24 protein-coding genes are annotated in these 24509 nt (G+C 60.9%); 15 read left to right on the top strand and 9 right to left on the bottom strand.

Annotated elements, in window-relative coordinates; all coding sequences use genetic code 11:
* Positions 1-758: 758 nt before the first annotated feature.
* From AC13FW_RS11825 to AC13FW_RS11815, 3 genes are all read left to right on the top strand, one after another.
* On the top strand, positions 759-1598 hold the full coding sequence (locus tag AC13FW_RS11825; protein ID WP_482989175.1) for a hypothetical protein: 840 nt from the start codon (positions 759-761) through the stop codon (positions 1596-1598).
* Positions 1595-2422 (top strand): hypothetical protein, encoded by an 828-nt coding sequence (locus AC13FW_RS11820; protein ID WP_482989174.1) that lies wholly within the window; start codon positions 1595-1597, stop codon positions 2420-2422. The genes AC13FW_RS11825 and AC13FW_RS11820 overlap by 4 nt, the downstream gene beginning before the upstream one ends.
* Positions 2423-3237: 815 nt before the next feature.
* Positions 3238-3939 (top strand): hypothetical protein, encoded by a 702-nt coding sequence (locus AC13FW_RS11815; RefSeq protein ID WP_482989173.1) that lies wholly within the window; start codon positions 3238-3240, stop codon positions 3937-3939.
* 156 nt (positions 3940-4095) lie between these two features.
* On the opposite strand, the gene AC13FW_RS11810 is transcribed toward AC13FW_RS11815, so the two are convergent.
* Together AC13FW_RS11810 and AC13FW_RS11805 are read right to left on the bottom strand one after the other, a co-directional pair.
* Entirely contained in the window at positions 4096-4836 is a 741-nt protein-coding gene (locus AC13FW_RS11810) for a hypothetical protein (protein ID WP_482989172.1), read from the bottom strand.
* Positions 4837-5539: 703 nt separating this feature from the next.
* Positions 5540-5800: a hypothetical protein gene (locus tag AC13FW_RS11805; RefSeq protein ID WP_482989217.1), complete on the bottom strand. Its 261-nt coding sequence runs from the start codon at positions 5798-5800 to the stop codon at positions 5540-5542.
* Here AC13FW_RS11805 and AC13FW_RS11800 point away from each other — a divergent pair.
* Both AC13FW_RS11800 and yjjJ read left to right on the top strand, forming a co-directional pair.
* Positions 5763-6026: a TFIIB-type zinc ribbon-containing protein gene (locus tag AC13FW_RS11800; RefSeq protein ID WP_482989171.1), complete on the top strand. Its 264-nt coding sequence runs from the start codon at positions 5763-5765 to the stop codon at positions 6024-6026. The two genes, AC13FW_RS11805 and AC13FW_RS11800, sit on opposite strands and share 38 nt — an antisense overlap.
* Positions 6027-6264: 238 nt before the next feature.
* Positions 6265-7656: a type II toxin-antitoxin system HipA family toxin YjjJ gene (gene yjjJ / locus AC13FW_RS11795; RefSeq protein ID WP_482989170.1), complete on the top strand. Its 1392-nt coding sequence runs from the start codon at positions 6265-6267 to the stop codon at positions 7654-7656.
* 73 nt (positions 7657-7729) lie between these two features.
* On the opposite strand, the gene AC13FW_RS11790 is transcribed toward yjjJ, so the two are convergent.
* Together AC13FW_RS11790 and AC13FW_RS11785 are read right to left on the bottom strand one after the other, a co-directional pair.
* On the bottom strand, positions 7730-8716 hold the full coding sequence (locus AC13FW_RS11790) for a hypothetical protein (RefSeq protein ID WP_482989169.1): 987 nt from the start codon (positions 8714-8716) through the stop codon (positions 7730-7732).
* A 193-nt stretch (positions 8717-8909) separates the two neighbouring features.
* Positions 8910-9356 (bottom strand): winged helix-turn-helix transcriptional regulator, encoded by a 447-nt coding sequence (locus AC13FW_RS11785; RefSeq protein ID WP_482989168.1) that lies wholly within the window; start codon positions 9354-9356, stop codon positions 8910-8912.
* A gap of 96 nt (positions 9357-9452) precedes the next feature.
* Here AC13FW_RS11785 and AC13FW_RS11780 point away from each other — a divergent pair, with 96 nt between their 5' ends.
* Entirely contained in the window at positions 9453-10682 is a 1230-nt protein-coding gene (locus tag AC13FW_RS11780; protein WP_482989167.1) for an MFS transporter, read from the top strand.
* A gap of 120 nt (positions 10683-10802) precedes the next feature.
* Here AC13FW_RS11780 and AC13FW_RS11775 read toward each other — a convergent pair whose 3' ends face one another.
* Entirely contained in the window at positions 10803-11384 is a 582-nt protein-coding gene (locus AC13FW_RS11775) for an ester cyclase (protein ID WP_482989166.1), read from the bottom strand.
* A gap of 287 nt (positions 11385-11671) precedes the next feature.
* Here AC13FW_RS11775 and AC13FW_RS11770 point away from each other — a divergent pair, with 287 nt between their 5' ends.
* The 3 genes from AC13FW_RS11770 to AC13FW_RS11760 all read left to right on the top strand — a co-directional run bounded on the left by AC13FW_RS11770 (position 11672) and on the right by AC13FW_RS11760 (position 15439).
* The gene (locus AC13FW_RS11770) at positions 11672-12346 is read left to right on the top strand and encodes a hypothetical protein (RefSeq protein ID WP_482989165.1); all 675 of its coding nucleotides are present in this window, start codon (positions 11672-11674) and stop codon (positions 12344-12346) included.
* A gap of 43 nt (positions 12347-12389) precedes the next feature.
* On the top strand, positions 12390-14000 hold the full coding sequence (locus AC13FW_RS11765; protein ID WP_482989164.1) for a hypothetical protein: 1611 nt from the start codon (positions 12390-12392) through the stop codon (positions 13998-14000).
* 224 nt (positions 14001-14224) lie between these two features.
* Positions 14225-15439, top strand: coding sequence for a DUF2268 domain-containing putative Zn-dependent protease (locus tag AC13FW_RS11760; RefSeq protein WP_482989163.1), 1215 nt, complete (start codon positions 14225-14227; stop codon positions 15437-15439).
* Positions 15440-15614: 175 nt separating this feature from the next.
* Here the strand turns inward: AC13FW_RS11760 and AC13FW_RS11755 are convergent, their stop codons facing one another.
* On the bottom strand, positions 15615-16733 hold the full coding sequence (locus AC13FW_RS11755; RefSeq protein WP_482989162.1) for an alkene reductase: 1119 nt from the start codon (positions 16731-16733) through the stop codon (positions 15615-15617).
* A 289-nt stretch (positions 16734-17022) separates the two neighbouring features.
* Positions 17023-17841 (bottom strand): carboxylesterase family protein, encoded by an 819-nt coding sequence (locus AC13FW_RS11750; protein ID WP_482989161.1) that lies wholly within the window; start codon positions 17839-17841, stop codon positions 17023-17025.
* Between the two features lie 255 nt (positions 17842-18096).
* Here AC13FW_RS11750 and AC13FW_RS11745 point away from each other — a divergent pair, with 255 nt between their 5' ends.
* The 3 genes from AC13FW_RS11745 to AC13FW_RS11735 all read left to right on the top strand — a co-directional run bounded on the left by AC13FW_RS11745 (position 18097) and on the right by AC13FW_RS11735 (position 20366).
* Positions 18097-19239, top strand: a complete 1143-nt coding sequence (locus AC13FW_RS11745) for an alpha/beta fold hydrolase (RefSeq protein WP_482989160.1) — start codon at positions 18097-18099, stop codon at positions 19237-19239.
* A 76-nt stretch (positions 19240-19315) separates the two neighbouring features.
* A complete protein-coding gene (locus tag AC13FW_RS11740; RefSeq protein WP_481510179.1) occupies positions 19316-19975 on the top strand; it encodes a glutathione S-transferase family protein in 660 nt (219 codons plus the stop codon).
* Positions 19968-20366 (top strand): hypothetical protein, encoded by a 399-nt coding sequence (locus tag AC13FW_RS11735; RefSeq protein ID WP_482989159.1) that lies wholly within the window; start codon positions 19968-19970, stop codon positions 20364-20366. Before AC13FW_RS11740 ends, AC13FW_RS11735 begins: the two co-directional genes overlap by 8 nt.
* Positions 20367-20402: 36 nt before the next feature.
* Here the strand turns inward: AC13FW_RS11735 and AC13FW_RS11730 are convergent, their stop codons facing one another.
* Positions 20403-21380 (bottom strand): HPP family protein, encoded by a 978-nt coding sequence (locus AC13FW_RS11730; RefSeq protein WP_481510181.1) that lies wholly within the window; start codon positions 21378-21380, stop codon positions 20403-20405.
* Between the two features lie 178 nt (positions 21381-21558).
* Here AC13FW_RS11730 and AC13FW_RS11725 point away from each other — a divergent pair, with 178 nt between their 5' ends.
* Both AC13FW_RS11725 and AC13FW_RS11720 read left to right on the top strand, forming a co-directional pair.
* A complete protein-coding gene (locus AC13FW_RS11725) occupies positions 21559-22350 on the top strand; it encodes a hypothetical protein (protein WP_482989158.1) in 792 nt (263 codons plus the stop codon).
* A gap of 133 nt (positions 22351-22483) precedes the next feature.
* Positions 22484-23179, top strand: coding sequence for a TorF family putative porin (locus AC13FW_RS11720; protein WP_482989157.1), 696 nt, complete (start codon positions 22484-22486; stop codon positions 23177-23179).
* Between the two features lie 269 nt (positions 23180-23448).
* Here AC13FW_RS11720 and AC13FW_RS11715 read toward each other — a convergent pair whose 3' ends face one another.
* Positions 23449-23724, bottom strand: a complete 276-nt coding sequence (locus tag AC13FW_RS11715; protein ID WP_482989156.1) for a hypothetical protein — start codon at positions 23722-23724, stop codon at positions 23449-23451.
* Between the two features lie 171 nt (positions 23725-23895).
* Here AC13FW_RS11715 and AC13FW_RS11710 point away from each other — a divergent pair, with 171 nt between their 5' ends.
* The gene (locus AC13FW_RS11710) at positions 23896-24477 is read left to right on the top strand and encodes a M23 family metallopeptidase (protein WP_482989213.1); all 582 of its coding nucleotides are present in this window, start codon (positions 23896-23898) and stop codon (positions 24475-24477) included.
* Positions 24478-24509 lie beyond the last annotated feature (32 nt).

Here is a 24509-nt window from a genome sequence, read left to right as displayed (position 1 = left end):
AAAGGAATTCCAGCTCGGGATGATCTGGCGTTACTTGGAAGTAAGCAGTTGACCATTACAAGGATAAGGGAATGAGTGATTCGAGTGTCCTCAAGGGTGTAATCCGAAGTTTACTATTTGCTGGCGGGGTGTTTGCAATTGGAGCCAGTTCGGCCAGCGGAAGCTACTGTACGATAAATGGCTGCCATGTAACTCCGCCAATAGGTATTGGTATTGGTGATGGAGGAGTGGGCGGAGACGGATGGGGAGGAGGTAATGGTCAAACTGACCAGAATTCCGAGGCTGAGTGGTTCGGTCGGTGGTGCGCGAGTGCCCCGTCCCAGTTCGCCGCGTATGGCTGTGATGTTCGCTCGCCACCGCCGTTGGAAATGAATGGCTGTGGTACTTCGGGAGGCCCGCCGGTGCCAGACTTTCTGGTTGGAGCAGCACAATTCGGGCCAATATTCACAAATGCCTGCAATATGCATGACCGGTGCTACGGAACTGTGGGGAAAACCAAGGCGGAGTGTGATATTGCGCTCAAGGAGGATATGATTCTTCAAGCAGAAATGGAGATCCCTGCTGCTTTGCACCTGATCTACATGCCTCTTGCGAGAGCGCAAGCTGCAGCATACTCGCAGGGGCTTCAGTGGGAGACGATAGCACCATGGACATCTCTTCCAGCATTCAATACCGCCCGAGATGAAGCATATTGCCGGTCATGGGCATCCGATTATGCGGAAGAATGCTAGTTTAATTCAAGATATCGGGGTTTTGAAATGAAGAAACTTTTTGTGATGGTTGCTATCGGGTTGGTTGCTGTTTCGGTAATTACGTTGACAGTCCTCAATCGCTCTTCCACGTCAAAATCAGCTGGGCGCGCGGAAAGCAACTCTGATGTCAATGATTCGGATAAACTTAAGAGCCACCAGGATCCGGGGGGGGTATTGGGTGAAGGTAAGTCGCGCCATGCGCGGATAGATCCTTCTTCTATCCGTGCCGAAGTAAGACCGAGTTCAGAGTTGGTGGCATCGGATGCGCGGTTAATTGCGATTTCGATGGAAGAGCTCGAGTGGATGAAGAATCATTACTACCCTACTCAGGCTGAAATCAATTCACTGGCGACACTTGATATCGCCTCGCTCAGAGGTACGGAAGATCCGAAATTGCAAACGCTATTCGGGCTTGCGGCTATTCGGCAAGGGGAGCCAATGGCTAGCCTTGGCATGCTGGAAGACGCGGCTTCAAAAGGTTCAGTTTATGCATACGAAGAATTGGCGCTTGCTGAGTATGGAATTGCCAATGAAAGATTTGGCAAGTCCATCGACGGGGATAGGGTATTACGTGCCCGGTTGGAGGTTGCAAAGATTTTAGGTGATTACAAGGCCGATGCGTTGATCAAGCAGTATCTCCCGAATTTTGACGATCAAGCGAACGCTGCCGTAGTTCAGTTGCAGACAACCGAGTTCCTTCGCCAGCTAGGCACCCATGGTCAATTGCAGGGCTATCGTACTGCCGGGCCTGATCCTCGCCCCAACTTGGATCAGTGGAATGACCTGAAGAAGCTGGCGGAGGCCGGGCAGTCGATCCCAATAGAGACATTCTCGTTAAAAAAATGAATCACCGTGGAGTTCATTTCAATATAAGCAAAGAATGGGTGGAGGCGGCCTTTGAACAGGCCGCTTCCGCCAATCATAATAATACTAGTGTTCCGTTTTATGAGGGGTGCATCGGAGTATCTTGGGTAGTGGCGCTGCTTCAACATGACAGCACCAGATCATTTGAGAATTTCCTTGCAAACAAGAGGAGTATAGAATCAAATTTCCTTCCAGGTCGTGGATATTCTGTAGTAAAAAGAATAAGCCAGTCTTCGACTCTTGGTGAATGTGCAAAAGAGCTTGGAAATATAACTGGCGGAAAGCTTTCTATGAGAGTGAATGGAGTCGCCATACGATCAATCAGCCAACTTAGTAATGGATTTCTACCGCCGCCAAGTAGTCAGGTTGCTGCGGCGTGCATGCAGCTTTTTGCTGCGAGACGCCGCAATGCGGATTTACTCGGCAGTCGATATGTTCGACTGGTATCCTACATTATATTATTAACTATTCACCCGTTCCGGGACAGGAATGGAAGGTCCGCTCGTTTGTTTTTTGCAGCAGACGCCATTTTTCAGGGTGGGGATTTTTTCGATTTATTGGCGCTTGTTTTTTTTCATGGAAGCGGAGGCGCAAATTTTCATTTGGCAGCGAAGTGCGCGCGGCTTGGTGATTTTACGATGTTGTTTTCATCCTTTGACGCGATGCGCCAGCAAGCGCAGCTACAGCTTGGTGCTGATGTGGAGCATTTGAACAGATGCCTGCGTGAAGGGGCGGATCAAGATGCACTTGCTGCAGCATTGCAGCTGTACAAGTGTGCGAGATTTCAGTTGAGGGAGTCCTTATAGGCCTTTGATCGAGAGTTATGGAATCAGGGGGCAGAAGAAAGGGGCAGAGTCGGGTTTCCGCTCCGACCCTTTCTGCTTCAAGCGGGGCGGGCCGGCGGATGCCGGCTCTGGTCCCTTGGGCCATCCGCAAGCAGGATCCGCGGTACCGGGCTATCTCCATATTCCGGTGGTGATGAAGCTATAGTCTCTGCTGTTACAAGCTTCTATGGTCGCGCTTCCGTCGTGCAGGCCGCGCGACAGCGATCCTTTGCCGCAGGTGACAGCGCGGGATGCCCAAAGCCATCGCTGATGGTGACCAGACCCGCCCAGACTGCAGCTAGGAGGAAACAGGGGTCAGGGAAACAGGGGGCAGAGCCGGGTTTTTCGCCCTTGCCCTTTTTGTAGTTGACTGTGACGTAGTCCGGATGTTGACTCCCCCTAAACTCGATCTGTCGATTCTTAAAGCGAACGGGGTCAGGTTGACTCCGTTAAAGCAAGAAGGCTGGCGGCTTGTGGGAGCGGCGTGAGCCGCGAAGCTGGCGTTACTGAAGTCTTTGGCACCTGTGTGATCAGATGATGTACCTGCTTCGCGGCTCACGCCGCTCCCACGAGCAGTCAGCCCGCGCGGGAATAACGTGGGCGGCGAAGTGGGTTTTCCGCTCTGGCCCTTTGTGTTGTTGGCGGCGCTGTAGTCCGAGTATCGACTCCCCCGTAAGCTCGATCCATCGACTCTTACGGTTCCGGATGCGCCGAGTTTGCCCTGCCTATAAAGGTGCATTTCTCCAGGGCAAAATTGGATATGATCCAGCGCCGGGCACATCTCCAGGTCCTTGGGGATGGGTGATGCAGCGTCGGCATTCCATTTCAACCAAGGGGGATGTATGCGGCATGTTCTTATCGCGCTGTTCGTAGTTTGTATGTTGCCTGCCTGTGTCAGCACTAAAACCGTAAAGGCAGATGTGCCAGCACTGCAGCAGGCGGGTCACCAGACGGTGATCGTCAGCAAGCGGGAGTTGCCATCGTTTGGCGCAGTGACTGCGGGCAAGGCGGGGTTTGGCTTGATCGGCGCTGCCGCCATTATTTCTGCTGGTAATACGATTGTCAGAGAGAACCAGATCGAAGACCCGGCCGTGGCGATCGCCGATGGGCTCAGTCGGGCGCTGGCGGAAAAACTGTCCGTGCCAGTGCGATTGGCGGATGGCCTGCTGGATTCGACCAATCCTGCTGCGATGGCCAAGCAATACCCCGGCTCCGGTTTGCTGCTGGACGTCCAGACCGTCAACTGGAGCTTCGCGTACTTCCCGGCCGACTGGAACAACTACCGGGTCATCTACAGCGTGAAACTGCGCTTGATCGATACGCGCACGGGCAAGCTTGTGGCTGAGGGCTTCTGCGCGCGGGTCCCAGAGTACAGCGATGATGCACCCAGCCACGAGCAGTTGCTTGGAAACAGTGCCGCCGAGCTCAAGGCGCGCTTGAAGCGCTCGGGTGAACAATGCCAGGAAGAGCTGAAGTCGCAAACTCTTGGCCTGACCTGATCAAGATTGATCGGCCGCGGCAATCTGATGCCAGGGAGAAAACAGGGGACAGAGTCGGATTTACACTCTGACCCCTTTCTGCTTTTAATGGAGCCGACAGACGCGTGTTGGCCAAGGCCCTTTGGATCATCCGCAAGAATGATCAGCAGTACAGGACTATCTCCAGATCTCGGTTGTGATGTAGCTGTAGTCTCTGTTGTTGCAGGCCTCTATGGTTGCAGTCCCGTCGTGCATGCCGAGCGACAGCGATCTCGTGCCGCAGGTGACAGCACGAGATGCCCAAAGCCATCTTTGGTGGTGAGCAGATTCGCCCAAGCTGCAGCCAGGAAGAAAGTTGGCGTTCCAAGTGACAATGGAACCACTGACCCCTTCCCACTCCGCGTCCGCATGTACGGCGAATCCACCCGGATCTCCACGATAGACGGAGCCAGGGCCATCCATGACGATGCTCATGGTTGCATCGCAGAAGGCGCGTGAGGCGCTGGCGGAGGATTTGCTGCTGGATCCCGTTGTATTTGGCCGCGGGCCACTTCCACCGCAGGAAAGCAGCGTTTGTGTCTCCTTGGTAAGAATTGATACCCCGGTGCGGGCTACTTGTCCTCCATATCTGGCGCAGTACTTGTCGAGTTTGGAGAGTGCATCCTCGGATTGGCGGGATGCGTCCAGCTCCAGTTTTCCGTCGGCCTCCACGGTATGTATGAGCTCCACGTAATCACCCGTATACAGGCGATATGTTCGCAATAGAACTGCCGATGTCCTTGTCAATGAGACATCGTGTGAAGTCGACTCCGACACCAGGGTGAAAGAATCCGCGATGTGTCGCTGCCCATGTTGCGCTGCGGATGCTTGGGCAATGGAGAACGCGAGGGCTAATGAAATTCCGATCTTGAAATTCAACCTACTCTCTCCTTGAGCTGCTGATTCGAATCTTATGAAGGTGTGCAGGTGCGCCCTTGTAGGTGTATTGAGCAAGCATCCCGAGTCCGGATGGACGCAAGAACGCCATAGGCAAGTTGATGCGCGCCGTCGTCACGCAATGAGACACAGCCGGCTTCCTACTGTGATCGAGGACAGGGGGGCGAGAACAGGCGGTACAGTCGGATTCTCGCTCTGATTCCGCTTCATTTCTGTGTAGTGAAAACCTGAAAGCAAGCAAAAACCGGAGTCAAGGTCGGGTTTTGCGACTCGCATCTTCGCTCACTGTTCCAGTGAGTTGAAAGGTGAGTCGAACGGGGTCAGGTTCACTTCCGAGCCGGTAATTTGAACTGTGTATCTGCCCTTTGAGGCGATGCGGCCATGAAAACCGGGGTCAGAGTCGGATTCGGGAAACAGGGGTCAGCGGGAAACAGTGGTCAGAGTCGAGTTTCCCGAACATACGCTCTGTTCAGTAGAGCGGCCCTGACTCTGCGAGCTGATTGGTGCTGTTCTACAAGGTGCAAGCACGCAGGCAGGCGCTTTTGCGCTCGTAACATGAACGCTTCGCTTTCGAAATCACGCCGGTGGAACATGACCGTGGCACTATTCTCGAGCGACATGATTTGCCGCTGTGAATGGCAAGAAGGAGGTGTCTCAGTTGAGCGTGATGCACGCTCTCTTCTTCTCAGATGAGCGGCAATCTGATCATTGTGTAGTCGCAGGAATGATCAGAACTTTGCTGCTCCCAATCGCTGGACAAAGCCATTTCACCGAGCAGCCTGGCTGAAGCGTTGAAGGGCTGCGTGACGTCCTTGAGACCTCCGGTACGCGGTTGCCAATCGTCGCCGGCATTGATCCGCAGCTGCGCCGTTCCACTGTTTTCACTTGTGCCGCGAAAGGAAGAAATGATGAAGTGCCCCATCTGCACGGACGTGAATTTGACCATGTCCGACCGGCAAGGAATTGAAATCGACTATTGCCCACAGTGCCGCGGAGTCTGGCTGGACCGGGGCGAGCTGGACAAATTGATCGAGCGATCCGTTGCCGATGCGCCCCCGGCCCGTCCACCGGAGCCGCGCAACGTCAGCCCGCCTCAATACGATTCGCGTGACAGTGGCTACTACAAGCACAAGAAGAAGAAAGGCCTGCTTGGCGAGCTTTTCGACTTCTAGCTGGAAAACCGGGGTCAGAGTTGGGTTTCCGCCCTGGCCTTGGTTCGTTAGGTGGTCTTGGGTTTCCCCAGATCAACCGGATCTGCAGCAGAGAGCGCGCAGTAACGGGATTAAATCGTAAAGAAATAAACCGGCCATGGCGTTCATGTTTTGAACAATGCGTATTTAAATCAGTGTATTGCAGTTGCCATTGTCATCTAGTATCGTTTCTTGAATCGTAAAGAAACGAGCTCTGATCATGGCCCGTCCTTCCTCTGCCAGCGTCCTGCAGCTGCTTGATCTGCTGCAGAGTGGCGATCCGGTGCCGGCCGGCGAGTTGGTCGAAATGCTGGGGGTCTCCCGTCCCGTCCTGTCGCGGTTGGTAGCCGAAGCCGGTGATCAGGTGCGCCGTGTTGGCAAGGCGCGCGCTACGGCCTACGTAGCCACAGCGCTGGTCCGGCCTAATATGTGGCCGCTTTACCGGATGGGCCCGGACGCGAACATGGAAGAGTTGGGTACCTTGCACGCGTTGCGTGGAGACGGCTTTCTTTTTGAATCCACGGGTGATCGCCCGAACCTGATGCGGGCAGTGGATGGCCCGGCGGGTTACTTTCCGGGGCTGCCCTGGTTTCTGGATGACGTGCGCCCGCAAGGCTTCCTCGGCCGTTCCATGGCCCATCGCTTGGGTCGTGCATTGGGTGTGCCGGTGGACCTGAATAGCTGGCAATCGCGCGACAACCTGCTCGGCATCCTGCATGGCGGCACCAGTATCGGTGACCTGCTGTTGGGGCAGGCCGCCATCGACCGTGCGCTGCTGGATGTGGATGCGCCACCTGACCGGGTGGATACGGACAGCCGGCAAGAGGTCTACGCCATACGCGCCAGGGAAGCCCTCGATGGCGAGGAAGTTGGTTCGTCTCCAGGCGGCGAGCAGCCCAAGTTCACTGCGACTGTTGTTACCACTACTGGTCGCTACGCTGCCTTGGTCAAGTTCGCGCTGCCGTCGTTGAACCCGTTGGGCGCGCGTTGGGCAGACCTGCTCGTCTGCGAGCACTTGGCCTTATCCACGCTGCGCGAGGCAGGCTTCCCGGCGTCGCGCACGCAGCTGCTGCGCAGCGATGAACATGTGTTCCTTGAAGTGGAGCGGTTTGATCGCACCGAGGACGTATTGGGTCGGCGCGGTTTCGTTTCGTTGTTGGCGCTGGATGCAGCATTCATCGGTGAGGGACCGCGCGACTGGGGTCTGGGCGGCGAGCAGCTTGTTGACGAGCGATTGATCACTCAGGACACCGCCCAGAACATGGCGCGGCTGCATTGGTTCGGCCGGTTGATCGGTAACACCGATATGCATCTGGGCAACGTCGGCTTCCACCTCATCGACGAGGGTCCGCTAGCCCTGTGTCCTGCCTACGACATGCTGCCGATGTATATGGCGCCATCCGCACAGACCGGAAATATTCGCGCACTGGCACCAGTAAGCATCAATGCGCCCAGCAGGACCGGGCAAGCGCCATTCATTGCCTGGGCCGCAGAACTGGCTGAGCAGTTCTGGCGGCGGGTGGCGGAATCGGAGGTCGCCCCGGAGATTCAGGCCGTAGCCCAGCAAAACATCGACGTAGTCAACCGCTACGCCCAACGCTTCGGCAGCTGAATGAAAACCGGGGTCAGAGTCGGTTTTCTAGATGCGGCTCTTCGGCCAGGATTCCGGGAAACCAACGCTCCGCTCAGGGCAGCACATGAAGCACCTGCGCCGGATAATCCGCCACCATCTTCAAGCGACCGAACGCCGAGCCGCCGATCGCGCCTTCCACCGGGGCATCGGTCATCGATGACATGTACTCGGTGAAATTGCGGTCCGGGCGCGCCGCAAACCATGCTGGGCCGGTATCGGTGCCAGCGATGCGCACGTTGGCTACCTGGATCATCGGCATGCCGCCATCGCCTTTCAGTGCCACCGGCCAGTCCGGGTGCGCATCGCGCCACTTGCGGTACTGGCGGGCGGTGATGAAGCTGCCTGCCACGCGCGCACCTTCGGCATGGCCCAGCGCCTTGGCGCCATCCGCGCCCAGCCGGAGTTCGGCACCGGTGTCGAACAGCATGTCGAGCTGTTCGCCGTCGATCTCAACCTGGATGCGTGGCCAGTACATGTTGCGCTTCGGCAGCATCGTCAGCGGTGTGCTGCGGGCAGTGGCCGGAGGCGTCCAGCCCTGCAGCACGCTGAGCGTGCTGTTGGGGTAATCGAACTCCCACACGCGCCCGGCAAACCAGCGGCTGCCAAGGAAGCCCTCATTGAGCATGGGGCCTTCGCCGAAGCCCTCGGCGGGCACTATCGCGAGCCGACCCTGCAGGTAGCTGTCGTGTTCGGCGGGCGGAATGCTGGCGCCATCGGCGAAGGCTGGCCATTCCGCGGTCTTGAGCGGCGGCTGGCCTTCTTCCTCCACGTCCGCACCGGGGCGCAGGCCCAGGCGTTGCGCGATATCGTCGCGCACCATGTTCAGACCGCCACCGGTATCGGTGTAGAACACGATCGTCGCGCCATTGGCCAGGCGCGGTGTCAGCAGGATGCGCTGGTGCTCGAAAAGGGCAGGTACCACCGTGCGCGTGGGAGCTGGCTGCGATGCAGCACTCTCGGACGCCAGCGCGGTCACCGGGCAGGCCGCAGACAGCATCAACCCCAATACGAGTACGTCACGGCGGGCGAACAACGTCATGCAGCACATCCTTGTTGTCATTGGTTGCCCGATCTTCGCAGATGCATGTGCCCGTTGTCGTGTGGCGGAAGTTGCACGGACTTGCAGAGCCGGGCACAGGGCCGGTTGCAGCTGAATTCAAAAGGGAGGAACAAGCACGTTGCTTCCGCCTCGCCTCGCGGGGCAGCAACCAATACAGGCCCGGGCTGAGGTATCAGGCCAACTTGCGCACCCGTGTATCCGCCGCCTTCAGCGGCGCTCCGTCAGCACCCTGCAACCGCATCAACGGAACCGGCTTGCCGGTGCGGTTGTCGAGCAGTTGCGAATGCCTTTCACCGCGCTGGTAGAGATGCTGTTCGCCCCATTGACGCAGGGCGACGAGGATGGGGAACAGGCTCTCGCCCTTGGGGGTGAGCACGTATTCCTGATAGGCCGTGCCATCCGATGCGGCATGCAGCTGCAGGATGCCGGCATCCACCAGCTTGCGCAGGCGGTCGGTGAGGATGTTACGGGCCACGCCCAGGCCGCGCTGGAAATCGCCGAAGCGGCGAACACCGTCGAATGCATCGCGCAGGATGAGCATTGACCAGCGGTCGCCGACAAGGTCGAGGCTGCGTGCCACGGGGCAAGGGGAATCGTGTTCTGGGCTGCGGCGGGACATGGCGGCTCCTGTGGTTGCGGGCATTGTAGTTGCATTTTAAAACCACTGTCCGATAGCATCTATTTGGTTGTTATTTGCAACTGGATTGGATCGGCCGTGAATTTGCCTTTGGAAAGCTCGCTGGAACACCGCGAGGCCACCGCGCAGCTGCCGGGCGATGCGCTGCCCGCAGGTCTGGTATGGCTGTTCGCGATTGCCAGCGGGCTGTGCGTGGCCAATGTGTACTACGCGCAGCCCTTGCTGGACCTGCTGGCGGCATCGCTGGGCATCAGCCTGGCCGCCGTCGGCAGCGTGGTGACTGCAACCCAGATCGGCAGTGCCTTGGCCTTGCTGCTGCTTGTGCCACTGGGCGACAGGTTGGAGCGGCGCCGCCTGATGCTGGTCCAGCTGCTGGCCTTGGTGGTCGCGTTGTTGTGGGTGGCCTCGGCGCAATCGCCGTGGCTGTTGTTGCTGGGCATGCTGGCGGTAGGTCTGCTCGGCACGGCGATGACGCAGGGCCTGATTGCCTATGCCGCCAGTGCTGCCGGCGACAACGAGCGTGGACGTGTAGTCGGTGCCGCGCAGGCGGGTGTGTTCATCGGCCTGTTGATGGCGCGTGTGGTCGCTGGCGGTGTTGCCGACCTGGGTGGCTGGCGCAGTATCTACGTCGTTGCGGCGCTGGCGATGCTGCTGCTGGCCGGCGTTCTCTATCAGAGGCTTCCGCGTTTACCGGCGAGCGCAGTGACGATGCGCTACCCGCAGTTGCTCGCCTCGATGTTTCAGTTGTTGCGGCAGGACCGGGTGCTGCAGATCAGGGGAATGCTGGCACTGCTTATGTTCGCGGCATTCAACATCTTCTGGAGTGCACTGGTGCTGCCGCTGAGTGCGCCGCCTTATGGCTATTCGCACACGGCAATTGGTGCCTTCGGTCTGGTCGGCGTTGTTGGTGCGTTGGGCGCGACTGGAGCAGGCCGATGGGTCGATCGCGGGCGAGGCCAGGCCGTCACCGCGATGGCGCTGCTGGTGCTGCTGCTGGCGTGGTGGCCGCTATCGTTGATGCCTGCCTCATTGTGGGCACTGGCGCTCGGCATCGTGCTGCTGGATCTGGGCGGCCAGGCGCTGCACGTGAGCAACCAGAGCCTGATCCTCCGCGAACAGCCGCAGGCGCATAGCCGGTTGGTTGGGCTGTACATGTTGTTCTATGCGGTGGGCAGCGGGGCCGGTGCGCTTGCCACGACGGCGACGTATGCGCGGGCAGGCTGGAGTGGTGTATGCGTGCTGGGCGCGGCGACTTGTGGCGTTGCTGGAGTTTTCTGGCTCGCAACTCGGCGCTACATGCCTGAGTAGCTGCACTAGCGAACAGCATCACTCGATAGGTGGATGAAGTGGCCCGGGCACGTGACGCCGCCCCGAGCCACAAGCGAAGCTTCAGTGTGTAAACCGCTATGTTGGTGAGTGGTATCAACCTCAGTTGCCAACACCAATCTGCTTCATGAAAGCGGCGTTGTCCCAGTACAGGAACTCCTCCGTCATCTGTCCCTCCTCGTTCCAATGTCCGATGGTGACCATCGGCAGCCGGTAGGTCTTATTGGTCGGCTGGATCACGGTGCCATCGGCAAGCACCATGGGTTTGCTGAAGGTGCCTTCGATGAAGCCCGCAACCGCCGTCCACTCAGCGTTCGCTGAGCCGAAGCGCACCGGATGCTCGGTAATCCGGTTGTCGGGCGCGAAGGTCCACATGAAGTCCAGTTCCTTGATGTGGTCAGGCAAACCGGTGGTGGTGTGGCCGTCGGGATAGTGCACGACGATGTCCTTGGCATGGCTCAGGTGCAGGTCATCCCATTGCTGCTTCGTGTAGACGCGGAAGTCCAGGTCATCAAAGGTCGCAAGGTTCCTGGCCAAGGCTGACGGCATTCCCTGTACGGCGGGAGTTGCTGCGCCCACCTTGCTTGCCGGCCAACTGTCGATCGGTTGTCCGGCTGCAGATGCGACGCCAACCGTGGTGAGTGCTACGGAAGCAGCGAAAGCGACGCGTTTCATGGCATTCATTGAACGGCTCCTGCAAGGTGTGCGCTGAGCTAACGACGTTCGTGGTGTTCCAGCCTTTGTCGCAAAAGCCAGCCGCCCGGCTGGAAGCGGAGGAAGCATGAGCCGCCGCTGGTTCGAGGTATGTGAAGCCAGTCTGGCGGCGGATTCAGGTCTTTCGCTTCTCCCGGTATCGCTGTGCTTGCGGGCGCACGCAGTCAATTCCCTGACCCGGAAGCTACAATCGGCCGATTCCCATTGCATGACCGGGAACTACATGGATGCAACGTACTGATTACCCCAGGTGAAAAATGAAAGTCCGTATTTTTGGAGTGTCGCTGCTTGTAGGTCTGCTGCTGGGCTGCAAGCAGGTGCCGGCGGGTGAAGCGGAGGGTGCCGCCAGCGCAGTTCCGGCGGCCGAGTTACCGGCCAAGGCAAGCGCGGATCCGGTCGCCGAGATCGAAGACACCGAATCCTCGCCCTATGAAGAGGGCGACCCGGAGGGCGATGCGCCCACGCCAGCCGCGTTCGACTACGAACCCAGCTGTGAGGAAGATCCACTGGCGACGTATTTCTTCACCCTGGTGGGCGGCAACACCGTGGACAACTGCGGCCGTGCTGATCCCAAGGTCACCGCCGCATTCGACGAGCTGCTGAAAGAGGCGGCTGAGGGCGACATCGCCGATCCGCATGTCCCACCGCAGCGCGACCGGCTGCTCAGTGGCCCCAGCGCACCGGGCGTGCCCAAGATGTTGGGAAGCGAAACATGGTGGTTCTACACGGCCTGCCAGGCGCACCAGTGCGACACGCAGCAGCTGGCAATGCTCTATCAGCCCCAGCACGCCAGGATGGTTGGTCGCCTGGTATCGCGCTGCAAGGTGTGGTGGTTGGGCAATCCGACGGCTGAGCAGCGTGCGCTTATCGATGAAACCAAGCCGGTGGATCCTGCGCTGCTAAGTGATGAACCCTGCGACGAAGAGCTTTGAGTTCGGCTTGGAGTGGGACGCTGAAGTCCGATAGCAGGGTTGATTGACTGAGCCGGATGTTGAGGACGCTCTGGACTGTGCGACAGTCCAGAGCCACATAGGGAGATGTGGAATGACCGGGATTCGTCATTGCTACTTGCGTGGTATCTGCGCGGCGATTGCACTTGCTGCAGTCGCATTGCCCGCACTGGCGATTGGACAACAGCCAGCCTCAATGCCGGCTGCACTGGCGGCGCCTCCAACGCACCCCGACGAATCCGCAGCACGCCAGACCGCCCAGCGCTATCAACAGCTGCTTCCGCTGTACCGCTGGCGTTTGCTCACTGCTGTGGACAAGGATGGAATGCCGCGAGCCTGGTTCGGCGAGGGGGCAGATGCACCGCAGCTGCAATTCGGTGTCGAGGATAAAAGCCCATCAGCGGAACCGTCTCTGCTGCTGCATAGCGAGCTGTGCAAGCGGCAGGTGGATGGCGAGGTGGTGCTGCGGCGCTATCAGGTGCAAGGCGCTGATCCGCAGCGCGAGGTGGCCTGGCAGTTGAACCTGCGCAGGCAGCCGCATGAGCGCACGCCTGCATTGACCTGTCAAAAGCCGGCCTACACCGCTGAGCTGCGCCTGCTGCAGATGTTGTCCGGCGGGCATGCGCTACGCATGCGCGTTGAGCCGGCGAAGAAGGACCGACCGCAACTGGAGCTTGGCGACGCATTTGGTGGCGTACTGCGTTTCGAAGGGACGGCGCTCGTGCAGGGCGCGCGCTACGGTCTGCAGGGGGCGGAACGACTGCTGCAGATCAAGGAGGCATCGGCTGCATGCGCGAACAGCTGGCTGCCTGGTAATCGTTGCCTGCTGTTCCGCGAGGTGGCGCTGGATGGTCGGGGGAACGCTGCATCCGATTGGAACGGCGACGTCCTGGCGGTTGACGGCTACAAGCACAGCGCCGGGACCGATGTGATGTTGCTGGTCCGGCGCTATGGAAGCACTGGTGACGACCTTGCAGGGCCGATGAGTTATCGCGCGGAACGCCAGTTGTGGGAACGTGGCGCTACGGCAGGACCGGACATGATGGCGAGCGTCGCAGGCGTGCGCGCGGATGCGGTGCTGGAGCCTGAGCAGGCAACGTTCTACTCGAAGTTGTTGACGCGATTCATCGGCCGTGATCGCGGTCTCGCAGGTACTGAGTTCGCCCATCTGTATTACGGCGCATGGTTGCAGCGCAACCTCGGGCCGAAACCGGCCGAAGGCGATTCGCCAATCACCGGGGCCGACGAGCTGGCAGCGGCCGAGGGCTATCTCGAACTGCGCAGGCAACTTGCTGCGTTGGACGGGGCGGGCGGCTCAGCTGGTGTGCGCCTGCAGCTTTACCAGGATTTTCTGGGGCGGTATCCCTTGCATTTGAATGCGCTGGAGAGTCTTGCTGGCGATGACGCGGCTGTGCGCTTCGGGTTTGACGGACTGTTGCAGGCCATCATGGCAAGTGGCGACGGCAACAGTTGCCAAGCGCCGTGGATCGTAACGTCCTCTGCTGATATCGGCGTGGTGTTCCGGCATCTGGCGCTGGATCGGGATTACGCGATGGATCGGAAGGAGGACGAAGCTTGCCTGCGGGTTGGCTCCGGGGAGGATGGGAAGTACTTCCTCGTGCTGGGCTCGCGATAGCAACAGTTGTATGTGGGAGCGGCGTAAGCCGCGAAGCTGATACTCCGAGACGAAGCGAGCTTGATCGTTCTACAGCAACTCCTTTGTTGGAAAGTTGGCGAGCTTCGCGGCTTACGCCGCTCCAACAAAGCAGGATCATGTCGCGCTCTCGCTCGGTGATGGGATGATCAGATGGAAAGCGACTTCAATGTTGGTAATGGCCAGGCACAGGTAAACGAAGCAATATGAAATTCTTCTTGATTCTTGCGCTGCTGCTGGCATCCAGCATCGGCACTTCCTTGCTCGCTCCTGTTGGGGTTGCGCATGCCGCGCTGCCACAGGCCGCAGCCGTGTCGCCGTTGGTTGTGGCGGCTGCAGACGCCGGTCCGTTCGCTGATGACAGGGAGAAAGGAAAGGACGCGCTCTATGCGGTAGCGTTCTTCCTCGTGGTCTTCATCCTGATTGGTTGGCTGGCAACGCACCTGTCGCGCGAAAAGAGGTCTGCGAAAGTAGCGCCATTGCCGCGTGTGCCGGTGCGCATGCATTGGTATGACGGCACCCAGCTGCCAATCGCGGATTGGGACCGTATCAGCGAGGACGCGCCGACGGGACTGGATGCCGACGCCGCGCATATCCACCGCACCTCGGCGGCCAAGGAGTGGCTGGAAGCGCTCAACCAGCGGCTAGGGGAGCATTACCGCATCACCGAGTCCGCCGACTTCCTGCTGCTGTCGAACCTGATGGACAGGCCAGGCGAGGTATTCCTCGCAACCTGCCAGCGCCTGCTGGCGCGGATCAATCGCAGCCTTGGCGATCTTGCAGTCGCGCCCGGCCTTGGCAAGCATGTGGTGATGGTGTTCGCCGACCAGGAAGACTATTACGCCTACGTATCGCATTACTACCCGGATGGCGGCGAGTACGCGATGTCCTCGGGCATGTTCATCAAGGCAGGATATGGGCATTTCGTGATGCCGTTGGAGATCCTTGATTCGATGGAGCCGGTGATCGCCCATGAGCTTACTCACTGCCTGCTGCAACACCTGCCGATTCCGGCGTGGTTGAACGAGGGCCTGGCGGTGAACACCGAGCACACCTTGTATCCACAGCTGGCCGCACCCGGCGCACAGATGTACTTTCCGCACGAGATCGCTGCGCAACACGCCGCTTACTGGAACGAAGAAAGCATCCAGTCATTCTGGTCCGGGAAGTCATTCCTGGCTGCGGATGATGGCAACCGGCTGTCCTACGATCTGGCCAAGAAGATCACCGCGTTAGCGGCGGGTGATGAGCGTGCATTCCGCAAGTTCGTGGCCGCCGCGCAGATGAGCGACGGCGGTTTGGCGGCGGAGCAGCACCTGGGTTATCCGATCCAGAACCTGCTGGAGGCGGTACTGGGTGAAGGCGAGTGGACGCCGCGGCCGGAGTCGTGGAAACAAGGTGTGGAGCGTGGGCAGTTCTAGGTTGGTTGGGTAACGGGCCAAGCAACCGCACAAGGCGATGCACGCCTTGTAGGAGCGACGTGAGTCGCGAAGCTGGGTATCGGTGCGCGGTCCTTGGCCATGCAATTGCACGGACCGGCCGGCTTTGGGATTTCCAGCTTCGCGGCTTACGCCGCTCCCACAATCAAGGGGCGGATCAGGCTGCGGCGTTGTATGGCGGGTAGTCGATGTAGCCCTTGCCGCTGCCGCCGTAGAAGGTTGCTGGATCGGCCTTGGCAAGCGGATAGCCGTTGCGCAGGCGCTCGACCAGATCGGGATTGCTGATGAACGGCACACCGAAACCGGCCATGTCGATCAGACCCTCATCAATCAGTGCCTGCGCCGATTCGCGGTCCAGTCCGCCGGCCAGGATCAAGCGGGTTTCCTGCAGCTTGCTGCGTATCGTCCTGAGCAGGTTGTTGAAGCCTGTCTGTCCCGGGGCGCTGCTTGAGTAGCCGGCCTGGTTCATCAGGTGCACGAAGCCGAGCTTGCGCTCGCCGATGGCCGCCGCAAGTGCGGTGTAGGTCTCATCGATCTGCGGGTAGGCGGGCATGTCAAAGAGGTTGCCGTACGGCGAGAGACGAATGCCGGTGCGCTCAGGACCAATGCGCGCGACGATGGCGTCGATCACCTCCAGCGTGAAGCGGATGCGGTTCTCCAGCGTGTCAGCGGAGTACTGATCACTGCGATCATTGACCAGCGGGTTGAGGAACTGCTCATGCAGGTAGCCATTGGCGCCGTGGATCTCGACGCCGTCAAAGCCCGCATCAATCGCGTTCTGTGCAGCCTGGGCAAAGTCGTTGACCACGCGTGCAACCTCAGCGGTGCTCAGCTGGCGTGGCGCCGGCGCATCGACCATGCCTGGCTGGCCTTCTTCGTTGTAGCCGAAGGCCTTGGAGTTGGCCGGCTGCTTGCTGCTGGCGCTGACCGGTGCGCGGCCATCGGCCTGGATCGACGGGTGCGACATGCGACCGACGTGCCACAGCTGCGCGACGATCCTGCCACCGAGCGCATGTACCGAGTTGGTGGTCAGCCGCCAGCCTTCGATCTGCTCGGGAGTGTAGATGCCGGGGTTGAACAGGTAGCCCTGGCCTTCGCGCGAGATTGGCGTGCCTTCGCTGACGATCAGTCCGGCGCTGGCGCGCTGGGCGTAATAGAGGGCAACGCGCTCGTCAGCGATATCTTTGGGGGCGCGTGCGCGGGTCATGGGCGCCATGGCGATGCGGTTGGAGAGCTTGGTGCCGATGAGGCCGTAGGGCTCGAAGAGCTTGGTCATTGAAGTGTTCCAGGTGGATCCAGACGGGGAGGGCAGTGCCTGTCGCGACAGCGGGAAACCGCTGTCGCAGCATGTATTGCGGAATACATGGGCCCTGTCTGGGGTGTCACAACCGGACGCGGTGGAAAGCAGAGTTGCGGTTTGTGCAACATCTGGTCGCGAGCGTGGCCGGTGTTGCAGGAAGGGGGAAGCCCCGAGACCGCTGGCGGCTGGCGCCGCAATCGCTGATTCCACCTGCGTGGGAAGATCGCCGGCTTTGCGGTTTACGCCGCTACTGCAAGGGCGGCGGTCAACGACGGTGTTGCTGGAACAGCCAATCGCGCCACCACTTGCCAGGGTGGATATCGGCCGGCGGTGCGTGCGGCAGTGCGTCGTACTCCCTGAGCTGTACCTGCTCGCCGCCAGCTGCGCGGATGGCGGCGACAAAGCGCCTGTCAGCGGTGATTGGGTTCTCGTCATCGGCAGTGCCGTGCATGGCCAGCACCGGCAGGTTCCTGAAAGTGGCGGCATCAGCATTCGCTGGTGCAATGCCGGAGATCGGCACGATGGCGGCGAGCAGGTCTGGCTGCAAGGTGGGCGCCAGCCACGCCGCCGACCCGCCCATCGAGAATCCAAGCGCATAGATCCGCGTGGTGTCGACGGGATTGTCGGCGGCGATCCTGTTCGCCAGCTCGAGCGCGGCGCTGAGCACCAGAGAGGCTTCCGCATGCTGATCCGCTGACGCAGGGCCGTAGTTCGCGCTGCGCTCAGCGAACTGCGGTACCAGCACGTAGGCGGGGTAGTGCTGCCGTACTTCAGGCATCGCCCAGCTCCTGGCCAAACGGTCGAGCTGGCTGCTGTTGTCCGTGCCTATGCCGCCAGAGCCGTGGAACTGGATGACCAATGGGTAGGTCACGTCGGCTTTGGCTGCCGTAGGGCGCAACAGTCGATAGGGGATGACCACTCCGCCAGCCGAGGTGAAACTGCCGGTCTCGAACTGGCGAATATCAACCGACGCGAACACCTCCTTGCCCAGCGGCGCTACACCGACGACCTGCTCGGCAGCGGCGCTGCCAAGCGTGCACGCAGCGAGCAGGCCGAAGGCGAATGCCAGGTGACGGTTGCGCATGTTTGATCGTCCCGGTTTGAGTGCCGGTGATTGTAGGGCCGGGCTTTCATGCAGCGCCGCGAGATTAACTCATGGCAGCCATGAGTCAGGCGGGATGTTGTGGGAGCGGCGTGAGCCGCGAAGCTGGGAATCCCAGCACGCCGTATACAGGCATGCCCGGAAAGCCTGGATTGCCGGCTTCGCGGCTCACGCCGCTCCCACAGTCGCTGCATTGAGCTAGCATCAGCGCAATCGGGCAGCCAGGGACTGGAACGCATGCGAAACGCGGTGACACGCTGGCTGTTGCTGGCTACCTTGCTGTACTCCGGTTGCGCGCCTGGGTTGGCCGCGCCCGGCAAGCTGCTGGAGGCGGTTGCCACCGACGGCGCTCCCGCTGGCGCCAAGGCCTGGCGTATCCGCTACGAGACTACCGATGTCGATGGCGATCCCACCCAATCCACCGGCGTGCTGGTTGCGCCTGACGGGCCAAGCCCGGTTCAAGGGCGCGACATCGTGGCATGGGCGCACGGCACCGTGGGCATCGATTCGGCGTGCACGCCGATTCGTAGCCTGGACCAGATCCCGGGGCTGGCCGACATGCTGGCGCGGGGATGGGTGGTGGTCGCCAGTGACTACCCGGGACTCGGCACGCGCGGTCCGCATGCCTACCTGGCGGGCGACGCCGCCGCGGCAGCGGTGCTGGACTCGGTGCGCGCTGCGACGGCGCTGCCAGCCGCCGGTGCCAGCCGCAGCTTCGCGGTCTGGGGGCATTCGCAGGGCGGGCACGCGGCGCTGTTCAGCGCGCAACGCGCACGCAGCTATGCGCCCGACCTGCAGTTGCAGGGCGTGGTTGCAGTGTCGCCGCCTACGGATCTGGCAGCCAACATGCAGCATGCCGATACCACGGTTCGCGGCCTGTTGACCGCGTTCACCGCGCGCAGCTGGTCCAGGGTCTACGGCGCCGATCTGTCCACCATTGCCAATGCAACAACCCGCGGCGTGATCGAGCGAGCCACCAGCGGCTGCGAAGGCGATCCGTTCTCGGCCGCGGCACTGGTGCGTTTGTTGCGCTTGCGCGCGCGCCTCGGCAGCCTGGATCTGGGCGGTCGTGCGCCCTGGGATGGCTTGATGGCACGCAATTCGATCACGGCGTTGGCTGCCGGTTCGGCGCCGCTGTTGCTGGTGCAATCCGACGCTGACGGCCTGGTCGCGACGCCGGTCACCTGGCGCTTCTTCGAGCAGAGCTGCAAGCGCGGCGCAGCGGTGAACTACCTGCGTCTGGCAGATACCGGCCATGCCACCACGGCAATCGCCTCGGCGGATCGCGCCATTGCCTGGATCGCCGAACGCTTCAGCGGGCGACCAGCTGGCAGCGATTGTGGGCTGGCGATGAGCGCTGGTACGGACGCTGGCGGATGAAGCGGCCTTCATGCAATGAACAGCCCGCCCTGGCAGCAGCGTATTCCGCTGTGGTTCCAATCACGGAGACTTCGTCATGTCGCTTGTGCTCTACGGCCATCCATTCTCCTCATATACGCAGAAGGTGCTGATTGCGCTTTACGAGAACGCCATCGACTTCGAGTTTCGCCAGCTCGGCCCCGACACGCCTGAACACATCGGGCAGTGGCTGCAGCATTGGCCGCTGGGCAAGTTTCCGCTGCTGCTCGACGGCGAGCGCAGTGTCGTGGAAACCAGCATCATCATCGAATACCTCCAGCTGAAACACCGCGGCGCGGTGCGATTGCTGCCCGAAGAACCAATCCAGGCGCTGGACGTGCGCTTTCATGATCGCTTCTTCGACCTGCATGTGATGAGCCCGGTGCAGCATGCAGTGAACGGCGCGCTCAGTGGCGACGATGGCAAGCGCGACGAAGCCCGCGCCTTCAGCGTGCAGAAGCTGGAGCTTGCCTATGCCTGGTTGGAAAGCCAATTGCCGGGCCGCCGATGGGCCTGTGGTGAGGTCTTCTCGATGGCCGATTGTGCCGCGGCGCCTGCGTTGTTCTACGCCGACTGGACACACCGCATCAGCGATGCATACCCACTGCTGCTGGATTACCGGCAACGCCTGCTGCAGCGGCCCTCCTTCGCGCGAGCGGTGGATGAAGCGCGCGGCTACCGTCACCTGTTCCCCCTGGGCGCGCCCGATCGTGATTGACGGCCTGCAGCGCGCCTGGTGGTTGCGTTACCCGTGGTCGCCTGTGATCCGCATTGCCGCGTTCGTCACGCCCTTGCTGGCGCTGCTGTTGTACGCGCGCATCGCCGTCGCACATGCGTCCACCCAACAGCATCGCGGTGATACCGGCTTGGGCATCGCCCTGCTGTTGGGCGCTGTTGCATTGCTGATGCTGGTGGGATTCTTCGTCGACGCAGTGCTGCAGCTGGTGCGCGGGCGCCGCTGGAACTGGATCACCGATGCGCTGATCCTGGGGCTGTTGTTGATGCCCTTTGGCTGGGTGGCCTGCAATTGGTTCGGCGTGCATGAGTCGCTCGCCTGCCGGGTGCCGATCAGCCTGTTTGGCACCGTGCTGGAATTGCTTTCGCTGTAATGCCGGACGGCGCGTGCTTTCAGCCGGGTTGCAGGATCAGCGGCTACCGAGCTTTGCCCAGCGCCCACCTTCATGCAGAGACACCTCGAAGCGGGCCCATTGCCGCAACTCCGCAGCGGTTGCATGACCGATGTCGCCAATGCCATCGCCCGCCACCACGGCAAATACCAGGCGATCAGCAGAAGGGCCGGAAAGCGCTGGCGTTACCGATACCCGTCGCACGCTCCAGGCGCGCCCCAGGCGGCCGTTGCTGTAACAGCGGCCGGGTTCGATCAGGTCCGGGTGCAGCGCATCACGCTCCGCATTCTGTTTGGCAAGCTCCAGCAGCTCGGTGAGGCTTTCGTCGGTGATGTCGACGAAGGAGTTGAGCTGGCCAATGGCCGCGTGAAAGTCTTCCTGGGTCAAGTCGACATGGCGCTGTGCCGAGGGCACGGCGATGGCCTGCTGGCGACGACGATGCAGCTGCACCGGGTAGCGGCGCCAGGCGAAGCAGGCGTTGAACGCGATGCCGGCCAACAGGATGGCGGCGACGTTGATTGCCACCGGGGTGAGCAGGTAGTTGTAGCCCAATGCGTGCACGTCGCTACCGCCAATCACCGCGGCCAGCGCAGTGGCGCCGCCGGGTGGATGGATGCAGCGCAGGTAGTGCATCGCACCGACGGCCAGGCCGACCGCGAGTGCGCCCGTCCAGGCTTGATCGGGGAACATCAGCTGGCAGCTGACGCCGATGAAGGCGGATACCAGATGACCGGCAATCACCGCCCACGGCTGCGACAAGGCACCATGTGGCACGGCAAACACCAGTACCGCGCTCGCGCCCATCGAGGCCAGCATGATCGCGCCGCCTGCGTGGTTGAAGCCTGCGGGGAAGCACCAATGGGTGAGCTGGTAGACCACCGTGATGCCGATCAGCGCGCCCAGTGCGGAAATCCACTTTTCTCCGTGGCTGGTCTGGTTGCGCTCGATGCTCAACCAACTACGGAGTGGATGCAGGGGCTTGCTGCTGGACTTCATGGCGGTGGATGGGTTCAGGGGAGGCTATTTTGCCGCGTTTCCCGCGCTGTACATGAGTCCGGATCGGCTCATTGGCCGTTGGCTGATGCGGATTGGTTTGGTTCTCATGCCGCGTCTGCATGCGCCGACACGCTGAAGGGGTAGGATGTGAAGTGCTCCCCCCTCTGTTGTCTGCGTGATGATTCCCGGACCATTGATCTCCTGGCCGTTCCTGCTGATGGTGTTTGTGTTGCCGCTGCTGGGCGGCTTGGTGGCGATTGGTTTGCTTGTGCGGGCCTGGTACTTCCATCGCCACGGCCAGGGCGGCTGGGGCGCGTTCTTCAACTGGAAGGTGCGCCTGTGCACCGCGTTTGTAGTGCTGGTGGCGGCCTGGGTAGGGGTGCTGATCTACAAGACCACCGAGTTCAAGCGCGAGTTCGCCATCGAGAGCTGGCAGCGCGGTAGCCGTGCACAGTTCGTGCTGGACCGTGATTTTCAGTATGGCGAGTTCACCGTCCCCAAGGGAACGCTGGTCAATCGCCGCGATGTCTTCGACAACGGCGAGCCGCAACGGCCATTGGGATTGCGTGGCCTGGATGCACTGCAGTTCCCCGAGCCAGTGCAGCTGGCGGGTCTGTGGGTCGATGTACTGGAAACATCTCCCGGGCGCATGCGCTTGACTGCCGATCAGCGCATCAGCCCGGTCTATCACTCCGATCCGGAGAGTGGTGACTGGGTGGTCGATCCTTCGCGTCCGTTCATCGACTGCAAGGCCGGTGAGGTCGCCTGGTTCAATACACCGTTGATCGACTATGACATCCAGGCCGAGTTCACGACCGGTGAGCCGGATGGCGCAGCCGCACGCTTCAAACCCAGCCAATGGCAGTTCACCCATTGTGAGCGCGACTGGGGGCCGCTGGAGATCAAACCGGCCTTCGCCGAGCCGATGCCGACGGGCGCGACGCCACAGGTTTTCGCGCGGCAGAACTGATCTTCTGCAGCAGGGAGACAGGTTTTACACAGATTTGATGCGGACCTTGGGGCGTCGCCATCGTCGGTTTATGGAAGCTGCGTGAACAATTCCGCATCGCCGCGCAGCTCGCGCGGCCGCTTCCGGAAATCCCATGAAACGCTCACGTTCTTCGTTGTACTTAGCTGCCTTCATCGCACTCACCGCCAGCGCGGATGCATTGGCCATCGACACCAGCGGCAGCGCCGCCCTGACCAGCGACTATGTCTGGCGCGGTTCCAGCCAGAGCCAGGGCGATGCTGCCGTGCAGGCTGGTTTCCGCGTTGCCGGCGATAGTGGTTTCTACGCCTCGGCGTGGGGATCCAGCGTGGAGTTCGCACCGGAAACACATGCCAGCAGCGAGTTGGACTTCGTCGTTGGTTGGAACGGGAAGCTGGCCGATGACTGGGCATTGGATGCCAACCTGCTGCATTACCGGTATCCGGCAACGACCGTCGACCTGAACTGGACCGAGCTCAATACCACGCTGACCTGGAAGGACAATTACTGGTTGTCGCTGGGTTGGTCGCCGCAGGCGCTGGGCACCAACCAGGATGGTCTGTACACCCAGTTGGGCGCACGAATGCCGCTGTCGCCGCAACTGCGTCTTGAGGCCGCCGCTGGTTGGTACCAGTTGCAGGATGGGGTGGGCGGTGGTTACGCCCACGGACAGGTCAGTGCGATCTGGGCAGTGGCAGCGCCGATCGAGCTGCGATTGAGTGGGCACTTCACCGACCAGCACGCACGTGATCTGTTTGGCGATCAGGCCGCTGGCACACGCTGGGAAGCTGCCGTGCAGGCGTCGTTCTGACAGGGCCCGGCTTTGTGGGAGCGCGCGCTGCTTTTCTAGGAGCGGCGTAAGCCGCGAAGCCGGGAATTGCTGGCGGCCAGTCGCCCAACGATCTGATGGTGTGTGAGCTTCGCGACTTACGTCGCTCCCACAAGAAGGCGGGGTGCCCTTGTGGGAGCGGCATCAGCCGCAAAGCTGGCATCAATGAGCAGCCATATCGATTGCGATCTGGTGGTCCATCAGTTTCGCGACTTACGTCGCTCCTACAAAACGGCGTTGGTGCGGATCCGTCAGCGGCTTTCGGCTGGTGCCTGCGCTTTGATGCTGCTTCGACCTTGCTTCCTGTTACCGGCGAAGGTCAGTGACAGGTGGATGAGGGCGATGAGCGCGATGACCATGGCCGATTCACCATGACTGGCCAGGAACGCCATAAGCAAACCAATGAATCCAAAGATGGAAAGCGCATCGAACAGCAAGCGACTCAAGCACCAGGCAGCAACCAGGATCAGCAGATACAGCGCCGCTGGCAGTGCTGGCGTCCGCGCCATGAAGTAGAGAATTTCCATCTCGGGGATGCATGCTTGTTGGGTTGTTGGAGGCGAATTCTGGGTACGTCGCATGTGCTGGATATGCGCCCAATGTGAAGCGAATTTGAAGTGCTGAATGCCTGCGCCTGGCGTTGAAAAAGCTCTGGAAATCCGTTGCTGGCTGCGGTTAGCTTTTGCCACTCCGTAGACATTCAACAGACGACCTTGAACTCTTCCGATCGAACCAACTGGCCGCGAACAGTGCGCATCGTCTTGCTGCTTACAGTGCTGACGCTTGCCGGCAGCTGGCTCTGGCAGCAGCCCTTCACCGTGGTTGCCCGCGAAGGCTGGAAGCTCTCCCGCCTGCCAGCACCAACGGCGATAGCCGTGCCGGTGCAGGGCATCAAGCCACGGCAGATTGCCGATACTTTCGGCGCACCACGCGGGCGCGACCGCAAGCACCATGGCGTGGACATCTTCGCCAAACGCGGCACGCCGGTTGTCGCCGCCACCCAGGGCGTGGTGGCAGCGGTGCGCGACAGCGGCCTGGGCGGGCGTCAGGTGTGGGTGCTCGGGCCGGCCGGGCAAAGGCACTACTACGCGCACCTGCAGGATTGGACGCCAGAGCTGGCCTACGGGCGCATCGTGCAGGCCGGGGATGTGCTGGGCTTCGTGGGTGACAGCGGCAATGCGCGCGGTACGCCGCCGCATCTGCACTACGGCATCTATGGTGGCGATGGCCCGTTCGACCCGTTGCCGCTGATGCATGCAGGCCAGCCGCGCAAGCGGTAAGGTACGCCCCCTGCAAGCCGCCTTCCCGCGGC

This window comes from Stenotrophomonas sp. 21LCFQ19 (assembly GCF_056861425.1).
The sequence above is the reverse complement of the archived record's forward strand: the minus strand, read 5'-3'. Positions and strand labels throughout refer to the sequence as shown.